General features: G+C 41.3%; 9 protein-coding genes and 1 other RNA gene. All 10 read left to right on the top strand.

Annotation, left to right across the window (positions count from 1 at the left end):
* Positions 1-433 precede the first annotated feature (433 nt).
* Positions 434-1,975 (top strand): 2,3-bisphosphoglycerate-independent phosphoglycerate mutase, encoded by a 1,542-nt coding sequence (gpmI, locus tag ACH2DQ_RS18340; RefSeq protein WP_394914373.1) that lies wholly within the window; start codon positions 434-436, stop codon positions 1,973-1,975.
* 176 nt (positions 1,976-2,151) lie between these two features.
* The gene (locus ACH2DQ_RS18335; protein ID WP_394914374.1) at positions 2,152-2,478 is read left to right on the top strand and encodes a DUF3837 family protein; all 327 of its coding nucleotides are present in this window, start codon (positions 2,152-2,154) and stop codon (positions 2,476-2,478) included.
* A gap of 59 nt (positions 2,479-2,537) precedes the next feature.
* Positions 2,538-3,803: a phosphopyruvate hydratase gene (eno, locus tag ACH2DQ_RS18330; RefSeq protein ID WP_394914375.1), complete on the top strand. Its 1,266-nt coding sequence runs from the start codon at positions 2,538-2,540 to the stop codon at positions 3,801-3,803.
* A gap of 81 nt (positions 3,804-3,884) precedes the next feature.
* Complete coding sequence (gene secG, locus ACH2DQ_RS18325) at positions 3,885-4,106, top strand: preprotein translocase subunit SecG (RefSeq protein ID WP_394914416.1); 222 nt, start codon at positions 3,885-3,887, stop codon at positions 4,104-4,106.
* Positions 4,107-4,281: 175 nt separating this feature from the next.
* Positions 4,282-6,420 (top strand): ribonuclease R, encoded by a 2,139-nt coding sequence (rnr, locus tag ACH2DQ_RS18320; protein ID WP_394914376.1) that lies wholly within the window; start codon positions 4,282-4,284, stop codon positions 6,418-6,420.
* A complete protein-coding gene (smpB, locus tag ACH2DQ_RS18315) occupies positions 6,421-6,885 on the top strand; it encodes an SsrA-binding protein SmpB (RefSeq protein ID WP_027293861.1) in 465 nt (154 codons plus the stop codon).
* Between the two features lie 76 nt (positions 6,886-6,961).
* Complete coding sequence (locus ACH2DQ_RS18310; protein WP_394914377.1) at positions 6,962-7,204, top strand: hypothetical protein; 243 nt, start codon at positions 6,962-6,964, stop codon at positions 7,202-7,204.
* Positions 7,205-7,368: 164 nt separating this feature from the next.
* A complete protein-coding gene (gene rbr / locus ACH2DQ_RS18305; RefSeq protein ID WP_394914378.1) occupies positions 7,369-7,905 on the top strand; it encodes a rubrerythrin in 537 nt (178 codons plus the stop codon).
* Positions 7,906-8,313: 408 nt separating this feature from the next.
* Positions 8,314-8,664: a transfer-messenger RNA gene (gene ssrA, locus ACH2DQ_RS18300) on the top strand.
* Positions 8,665-8,954: 290 nt separating this feature from the next.
* Positions 8,955-9,606 (top strand): Ig-like domain-containing protein (locus ACH2DQ_RS18295; RefSeq protein ID WP_395027770.1); only part of this gene is annotated, 652 nt, incomplete at its 3' end.

Raw genomic sequence — 9,606 nt, 5'->3', positions numbered from 1 at the left:
GTTCTTCGTTAAGACTTACAAACACCACTCCGGGTCAGTCACCTTCTCTTTTCGTACACTATCCACTGATACAAAGCGTCCTTACTCAGCAAACCCCCAATTTATTGTTTTATAACCGTATATGCTCACCGTATTCTAGCTAAGTAAACACCTAAATAGTTCGTAGTATATTTGTTCTGAAATTATAAGCTCTAGAGTCGCCCAGAGCAAATACGCCACTATACAGCACCAGAGAAGGAAACTCTTTATTTGTTCTGACGCCTTGAAGTTTAATGCACACCCGGTCTGAAGAACAATATATATCAATTAATAAAATTTAATCGGGGGTATTGTTGACAAGAAGCCCAACCATCATGTAAAATAAGCTTTTGAGAGAACATCACACTTTTCAGTTACGCTAAAATAATTTAATTTAAATAAAGGAGAAAATATCATGAGTAAGAAACCAACCGTTTTGATGATACTTGATGGATATGGATTGAATAAGAAGGAGCAGGCAAATGCAGTAGCAGAAGCAAATACTCCGGTTATGGACAAGTTGATGGCTGAGTGTCCGTTTGTAGAAGGTCAGGCAAGCGGCATGGCAGTAGGACTTCCGGAAGGCCAGATGGGTAACTCTGAAGTTGGACATCTGAACATGGGTGCCGGACGTATTGTATATCAGGAACTTACCAGAATCACCAAAGAGATTCAGGATGGAGATTTCTTCAAAAATGCAGCATTATTAGATGCAGTAAGAAATGCAAAAGAAAATAATACAGCACTTCATATGTTCGGCTTATTGTCTGACGGCGGCGTTCACAGTCACATTACGCATGTATATGGACTGTTGGAGCTGGCAAAAAGAGAAGGTCTGGAAAAAGTATACGTACACTGCTTCCTGGACGGACGTGACACACCTCCTTCTTCCGGTAAGGGATATGTAGAACAGCTGGCTGAAAAAATGAAAGAAATCGGCGTTGGGGAAATTGCATCGGTAATGGGACGTTATTATGCAATGGACAGGGATAACAGATGGGACAGAGTAGAACTGGCATACAATGCAATGGTAAATGGCAAAGGAGAAACAGCGGAATGCGGACCTTGCGGCGTTCAGAAGTCCTATGATGCGGACAAGACAGATGAATTCGTGCTGCCTACCGTAATGGTAAAAGACGGAGCACCGGTTGCAACCATCAAAGACAAAGATTCCGTAATCTTCTTTAACTTCAGACCGGATCGTGCAAGAGAAATCACACGTGCATTCTGCTGTGATGATTTCGATGGTTTTGCCCGTGAAAAGAGATTAGAACTGACATATGTATGCTTTACCGACTATGATGAAACAATTCCTCATAAAGAAGTAGCATTCCACAAGGTTGGTATTACCAATACATTTGGTGAATTCCTGGCTGAAAATCATCTGACACAGGCAAGAATCGCAGAAACAGAGAAATATGCACATGTAACTTTCTTCTTTAATGGTGGAAAAGAGGAACCAAATGCAGGGGAAGACAGAATCCTTGTGAAATCTCCAAAGGTTGCTACTTATGATCTGAAACCGGAAATGAGTGCTTATGAAGTTTGTGATAAATTAGTCGAGGCAATTAAATCCGATAAATATGATGTTATCATCATTAACTTTGCAAATCCAGATATGGTAGGCCATACAGGCGTGGAAAATGCGGCAATTAAAGCAATTGAAGCCGTTGATACATGCGTTGGAAGAACGGTAGCTGCTCTGGAAGAAGTAAACGGCCAGATGTTCATCTGTGCAGACCATGGAAATGCTGAACAGCTGGTAGACTATGAAACAGGGGTTCCGTTTACGGCACATACAACTAATCCGGTTCCGTTCATTCTGGTTAATTATGATAAGGACTATACATTAAAAGAAGGCGGATGCCTGGCTGATATTGCTCCTACATTAATCGAAATGATGGGAATGAAAAAGCCGGTAGAGATGACGGGAGAATCGTTGCTGATCAAGAAATAAGGTATGTTTCCATTGGAAAAGGGTTTTTTATCGCACAGCGGCTAAATGCGCTGGGATGCCTGCCGGTATCTCTCCGCATACCATTGCTGCTTTATGAGGCTGCAGGCTGGCAGCTTCATAATGATAAAAGGCTCTTTTTTCTATATGGCCCTGAATATAGGATGGAGGTTTTGGATATGGTAAAGGATATAGTAAAATCAGCGATTATGATTAAATTGAAGTGTAAGTCTGAGAGTCCGTTGATTTCACCGGCGGAGTTTTGCTGTGCATCGGGTGTGGCGGTGAAGGCGCTTGGGCTGGATGACGAGTTCGCCATGCATTTACGGACGCTTGGAACGGTAGGAGAAATGAAAGCGGTTTTATTTCCAAAGCTGGAAGCCGTAGAGGCTCAGAATCAGGATGATGGGGTAAACAAACGGCTTTTGCATTTGCTTCTTTCCTGTAAAGTGGAAGGTGAAGTGACGGATGAGATACGGGAAATTTTTGATATGGGCATGCACTGATTGTTGATTATTTTATGAAAAATATGGGTACACTACTCTCTAAAGGAGGGCAATGATCTATGTTTGAATATATACCAATTGTCGATGTTTACGGAAGAGAGATCCTGGATTCCAGGGGCAATCCTACAGTGGAAGTGGAAGTGCTGGCGGAAGGCGGTGCAATTGGAAGGGCTGCGGTTCCTTCAGGTGCGTCTACCGGGCAGTTTGAAGCCATGGAACTGCGGGATGGGGAAGAACGTTATCTGGGACAAGGTGTTTCCCAGGCTGTACATCATGTGAATACAATCCTTGCTGATGCAGTAATCGGTGAAAACGTGCTGCAGCAGACTACGGTTGATAAAATACTTTTAAGAGAAGACGGAACCAGGAATAAATCGAGAATTGGAGCGAATGCCATATTGGGAGTATCTATGGCGGTTGCAAAAGCAGCTGCCCAGTCACTGAAACTGCCGTTGTTCCGCTATATGGGCGGAATGCAGGTGGGTGAACTTCCGGTTCCTATGATGAATGTGTTAAATGGCGGATGCCACGCAGATAACACCGTAGACCTGCAGGAATTTATGATTATGCCCAAAGGAGCGAAAAGCTTCCATGATGGATTACAAATGTGTTCGGAAATTTACCATAATCTGAAGAAAATTCTGAAATCCAAAGGATTGTCTACCGGAGTAGGAGATGAAGGCGGATTTGCCCCCGACCTGCCCGATGCGTCAGCGGTAATCGAACTGCTGATAGAGGCAGTGGAAAAGAGCGGCTACCAGATGAAAAAAGATATCGTCATAGCCATTGATGCAGCCGCTTCTGAATTGTACGATGAAAAGAAGAGAGTTTATTATTTTCCGGGTGAAAGCCAGATGAAGGGCCACCGGGTAGAGCGCACAGCGGATGAAATGATTGCTTACTACAAAGAGCTTACGGATAAATATCCGGTTGTATCCATTGAAGACGGATTATTCGAGGATGACTGGGAAGGCTGGGTAAAGCTGACCGAGGAATTAGGGGACCGGATTCAGCTGGTTGGAGATGATTTATTTGTAACCAACCCGGAACGTCTCAAAAAAGGAATTGAGATGGGGGCTGCAAATGCCATTTTGGTAAAGGTAAATCAGATCGGCACGCTGACAGAGGCATTTGAAGCGATTCATATGGCACAGAGGTCAGGTTACCGCACGATTATTTCCCATCGTTCCGGAGAGACAGAAGATACTATCATTGCAGATATAGCAGTTGCTACGGGAGCAGGGCAGATCAAAACAGGAGCACCGTGCAGGAGTGAGCGGGTAGCCAAGTATAATCAGCTCCTCCGTATCGAGGAAAATTTTTAAATTATTGACTTTTTTTCCAGCCTGTGGTAAACTCAATATTGTCGTTTAATATAGGAGGTGCAGAGCGTGGAAGTTTTAAAAATGATCCTTACTATAATTTATATCTTAGTTTGTATTGCGTTAACCATAATTGTATTGATGCAGGAAGGCAAGTCAGCAGGACTTGGTACAATTAGCGGAATGGCAGATACTTACTGGGGCAAGAACAAAGGACGCTCCGTAGAAGGTGCGCTTGTTAAATCCACAAAGTTCTTAGCTATTGGATTTATCGTGCTGTCAGTAGTATTGAATCTTAAGTTTTAAAGTTAGAAGACACTCTTGTAGATACTGCAAGGGTGTTTTTTTAAACCATGTCGAAATTCATGGAATATAGTCAGTATGTCTGGTGTATTTACACTGGGTGGCACTGATACTGCATCCAGCCAGCAACATAGTGAAAGCACTGCAGCTGCTGCCATAAAAGAAAGAGAGAAGATGAATGAATCAAGAATTATTAGATAAGAGAAAAAAAGTCATATACGATATGATTTGCGATAAACAATATGTTCCGATGAAGATAAAAGAGATCGCAATTCTGCTTCAGGTCACAAAAGAAGACCGACCGGCCTTGGAACAGGTATTGGAAGAATTAATCCAGGAAGGAAAAGTAGAAATATCAAAACGCGGAAAATATAAAAAGGCAGAGGATACTTCCCTGGTAGGAACGTTTATCGGACATCCGAAAGGATTTGGATTTGTAGAAATAGAAGGCCGGGAAGAAGATATTTTTATACCGGAAACAGCTACTGAAGGCGCCGTGCATCATGATACGGTACAGGTTGCTCTGGTCCCTGGAAAGACGGGGAAGCGCCAGGAAGGTGTCATTGTCAAAATACTGGCAAGAGGATTAAAAGAAGTAGTTGGAACCTATCAGCAGAGTAAAAATTTCGGGTTTGTAGTACCGGATAATTTAAAACTGACCAAAGATATCTTCATTCCCATCGAACGCTCAAAAGGGGCTGTAAACGGGCATAAAGTAGTAGTGGAGATCACAGAGTACGGTACAAAGACGAAGAATCCCGAAGGAAAAGTAAAAGAGATTATCGGACATATCAATGATCCGGGGACGGATATCCTTTCCATCGTTTATGCCTACGAACTGCCTCTGGATTTTCCGGAGAAAGTAATGAACCAGGCACAGCGGGTGCCGGATGAAATCATAGACGGGGATATGGAAGGCAGGAAGGATCTGCGGGAATTGCAGATGGTTACCATTGACGGAGAAGATGCAAAAGATCTGGATGATGCCATTTCCCTGACAAAAGAGGGAAACATTTATCATCTGGGCGTGCATATTGCGGATGTAACCAACTATGTGCAGGAGAACAGCGCTCTGGACCGGGAAGCCTTAAAAAGAGGTACCAGCGTATATCTGGTCGACCGGGTAATACCCATGCTCCCCCACAAGCTTTCCAACGGAATCTGTTCCCTGAATCAGGGGGTAGACAGACTGGCACTGAGCTGTCTCATGGATGTGGATGAAAAAGGAAATGTAATCAGCCATGAAATTGCGGAAACCGTCATTAATGTAGACCGGAGAATGACCTATACCAGTGTAAAGAAAATCCTGACAGAACAGGATGAAGAAGAACGCAGGGAATATGAAGAACTGGTACCTATGTTTGAGCGCATGCAGGAACTGGCAGGATTATTACGGGAAAAAAGAAAACAGAGAGGTTCCATTGATTTTGACTTCCCTGAGACTAAGATTCTGTTAGATGAAAAAGGGAAGCCTCAGGAAATCAAACCCTATGACCGCAATGTAGCTACTAAGATTATAGAAGATTTTATGCTATTGGCGAATGAAACCGTAGCAGAAGATTATTACTGGCAGGAGCTGCCATTTGTATACCGTACCCATGATACGCCGGATCCGGAAAAAATCGAAAAACTGGCGCTGTTTATCAATAACTTTGGATATGGGATTAAGAACAGCAAAAACGAGATTCATCCAAAAGAACTTCAAAAACTCCTGGCCAGAATTGAAGATTCGCCGGAAGAGGCCATGATCAGCAGATTAACACTGCGCTCCATGAAACAGGCTAAATATACGACGGAATGTACCGGACATTTTGGTTTGGCAGCACAATATTACTGTCATTTCACATCACCCATCCGCCGTTATCCGGATCTTCAGATCCACCGTATCATCAAAGACAATCTGCGCGCCAGGATGAACAGCGGCAGAATCAAGCATTATGACGGAATTCTGACACAGGTTGCAGACCATTCCAGTAAGATGGAACGACGTGCGGATGAAGCAGAGCGGGAAACAGATAAGCTGAAGAAAGTAGAATATATGGAAGCCCGCATAGGTCAGTGTTTCCAGGGAGTCATCTCCGGCATTACAAGCTGGGGCCTGTATGTGGAACTGCCCAATACCATAGAAGGTATGGTTCATGTTACTCATATGTACGACGACCGCTATTATTATAAGGAAGAAACATATGAAATGTTCGGTGTGGACACCGGCAAGGTATATAAACTTGGACAGAAATTAACGGTAAAGGTAATCGACTGCGACCGCCAGAGCCGCACCATCGATTTTGAAATTGCAGAAGAAGGGGGAGAAAGTTAAGTGGGAGCACAATCCATAAAACTAATAGCAAATAATAAAAAAGCGTTTCACGATTACTTTATAGAAGATACCTATGAAGCAGGCATTTCCCTGCATGGAACAGAAGTAAAATCCCTTCGTATGGGAAAATGCAGTATCAAAGAATCCTTCGTCCGCGTTGATCGCGGCGAAGTATTCATATATGGTATGCACATCAGCCCCTATGAGAAAGGCAACATTTTTAATAAAGATCCGCTTAGAGTCAAAAAGCTGTTGTTACACCGCTTTGAAATCAATAAGCTGACCGGGAAAATGAAAGAAAAAGGATTTACACTGGTTCCCCTGAAGGTATATTTTAAAGGGAGCCTGGTAAAAGTGGAAATCGGACTAGCCCGAGGCAAAAAACTCTATGATAAACGACAGGACATTGCCAAAAAAGATCAGCGGAGAGAAGCAGAGAAAGAATTCAAAATCCGGAATCTGTAGAAGCGGACAATGGCACACCTTTCATTTGTATAGACCTGGAACAATCATCAACAAGCTTAATCAGGAGGTAATCGGTATGGTACCCACATCAAAAGAAGAGTTAAAAAAACTGGTAACCCAGGCAACATTAGAAACTTATGAAGAATTATCACCCCAGCTGATCGTGTTGCTGGATCAGGTAAAACACAATGATCAGTTAACAGAAGCCCAGAAAAACGATGAGATTATGCTGAACATGATGGGATACGTTAAATCCTGCACAAATGAAATCATCATTGAAGTATTGGCAGAAATTCTGGGGCTTGAAAGTGATTCATAAACATTCCAGCGGTATGCAGATAGCATTCTAAATTTAAACATGTATTTCATAGAACTCCGGAGTAGATAAAATTAATTTGAAATATAATTGACAAAATATAGAAATAGTGCTATATTAAAATAGTAATAGTTACTGATATTGAAAATACGAAGGAGGATTTTACCATGGAATTAAAAGGATCAAGAACAGAAGCGAACTTACAGGCAGCATTTGCAGGTGAAAGCCAGGCAAGAAACAAATATACATATTATGCAAGCAAGGCAAAAAAAGAAGGATATGTTCAGATCTCTAACCTTTTCTTAGAGACTGCAGATAACGAAAAAGAACATGCAAAAATGTGGTTTAAATTATTACATGACGGCATGCCGGATACCCTTACAAATTTAAAAGATGCTGCAGAAGGCGAAAACTACGAATGGACCGATATGTACGCAACATTTGCAAAAGAAGCAAAAGAAGAAGGCTTTGATCAAATTGCATACTGGTTTGAAGAAGTAGCAAAAATTGAAAAAGAGCACGAAGAAAGATATCGAAAATTATTAGCAAATATTGAAGAAGGAAAAGTATTCATCAGAGGAGAAGAAGTAGCATGGCAGTGCTCCAACTGTGGACACATCCACTACGGAACAGATGCTCCGGAAGTATGTCCGGTATGTTCACATCCTCAGGCTTATTTCCAGATTCAGGCGAAGAACTTCTAAAAATCGTATCACAAAATTTATATGAGAAATAAAACGGGTAAATCTGAGTGTATATATAATAGGAAGAAATAGGTTCATTCAAAAGATGATCTGTTATATCATTATACCTGCACGAACGATATGAGTTTAAATATATTTGGCTATTATAAAGCTTAAGAGAAGAACAGCCAGTGCGGAATAACTGTGCTGTTCTTCGTTTCTGATTAGATTATATTACATTTATAAGGTTTACATAAAATGCTAATACGAAATGTATGAATAACCTTGACAATCCTCATCGGATCAACTATAATGAAACAACTAGCATATCATTGTTCCAATAATGAAGCGATGATATACCAGAAATATAAAATTTAATTTGTATTTCTACTATGCAAACGTCTGCAGAACCAATTACACCTGATATCAGGGGTTGTACTGGTTTCGACGGGGGTTTTGCAATTGGAGAAGCCATCCGTGGGCCGGGACCACGCAGCAAACCGGACAAAAAATATAAACGCAGACGATAATTATTCGTTAGCAGCAGCCTAATGCTGCTTGTCGGCCTTGGGTCACTCACAGCTCAAGTAACCGGCATCAAATAATGTGAGGCACTTTGTTTCCAAAGCTTTGAGGGAATAAAAGAATTTATGAAGCTACTAAAGTCTGCAGCTTGTCATTAAGCGGCAGATAGAGGGAATGTTAAAGTAATGACTGTGATGGGAGATGCTTCAATGAATAGGCTTTCGGACAGGGGTTCGATTCCCCTCAGCTCCATTTTAAAAGAGCTATAGGTTCTGATTAATAACAGAGTCTATAGCTTTTTTTGCGTATAAGCCTACTATTACAGTATGAATTATAATCTTTCTATATATTTCAGGAGTATTAATATTGTATAAAAAATTATACATAATGAAATAAGGAAAATGTAACAAACAACCATGTTTATGACATAAATGGCAACTGGCGGGGATTGACATATTCCCCAAAAAGTAGGATAATAACTCTGTAGTTGGAGAACGAGCATCCGACAAAATATGCCAAGGCAAAAATTATAAGGAGGTAGTGTTATGAAACGAATCACAAAAAGCATTATGGTGATTATGGTTATGTCGTTGTTCTTCGGATTAACTGCGAATGCTGCTGTTAAGAGTGTAACAATCACAAAGCCGACCAGGGAGTCAAGTGCAGTTGTTTGGTTGACAAAGAAAGGTTCTACGATAGTAGATCTGAAAGCCAAAGTTTCTGTGACGGATGATAGCAGCAAGGCTGTGACTTATAAGTCCAGCAAGAGTTCTATTGCTTCTGTTGATGATAAGGGTCGTGTTACCTGTAAAAAACCGGGTCAGGCCATAATTACAGTGACTTCCAAAGCTGATAAAACAAAGTCAGATACGATCACACTGAATGTAAGACAAAAAGTTAAAACAGTGTCTGCTGACTCTAAAATCAGTTTATATGTTGGAAAGAAAAAAGCTATCAATCCTACATATTCACCGAAAAAAGCAGTTTTTGATCGCTGGGGATTCCTTAAGTATGATAAGGATATCATTAGTATTGACAAAAATGGTGTGATAACAGGTAAAAAAGCAGGAACAACTACAGTAATTGTAAAGGCATACGATGGCTTTAGAAATGGTGCTGATACATCTAAAAAAATCACTGTACCTGTTAAACCGCGTTATGTATCATCTATTGTCCCTGAAGCAAAAACTATCAAGA

Source organism: Robinsoniella sp., assembly GCF_034124845.1.
This window is presented reverse-complemented; position numbering and strand designations above follow the sequence as displayed.

Excerpts from the sequence above, each read along its gene's own strand:
- gpmI (WP_394914373.1), top strand. The coding sequence starts at position 434 with ATGAGTAAGAAACCAACCGTTTTGATGATACTTGATGGATATGGATTG.
- ACH2DQ_RS18335 (WP_394914374.1), top strand. The coding sequence starts at position 2,152 with ATGGTAAAGGATATAGTAAAATCAGCGATTATGATTAAATTGAAGTGT.
- eno (WP_394914375.1), top strand. The coding sequence starts at position 2,538 with ATGTTTGAATATATACCAATTGTCGATGTTTACGGAAGAGAGATCCTG.
- secG (WP_394914416.1), top strand. The coding sequence starts at position 3,885 with ATGATCCTTACTATAATTTATATCTTAGTTTGTATTGCGTTAACCATA.
- rnr (WP_394914376.1), top strand. The coding sequence starts at position 4,282 with ATGAATCAAGAATTATTAGATAAGAGAAAAAAAGTCATATACGATATG.
- ACH2DQ_RS18310 (WP_394914377.1), top strand. The coding sequence starts at position 6,962 with ATGGTACCCACATCAAAAGAAGAGTTAAAAAAACTGGTAACCCAGGCA.
- rbr (WP_394914378.1), top strand. The coding sequence starts at position 7,369 with ATGGAATTAAAAGGATCAAGAACAGAAGCGAACTTACAGGCAGCATTT.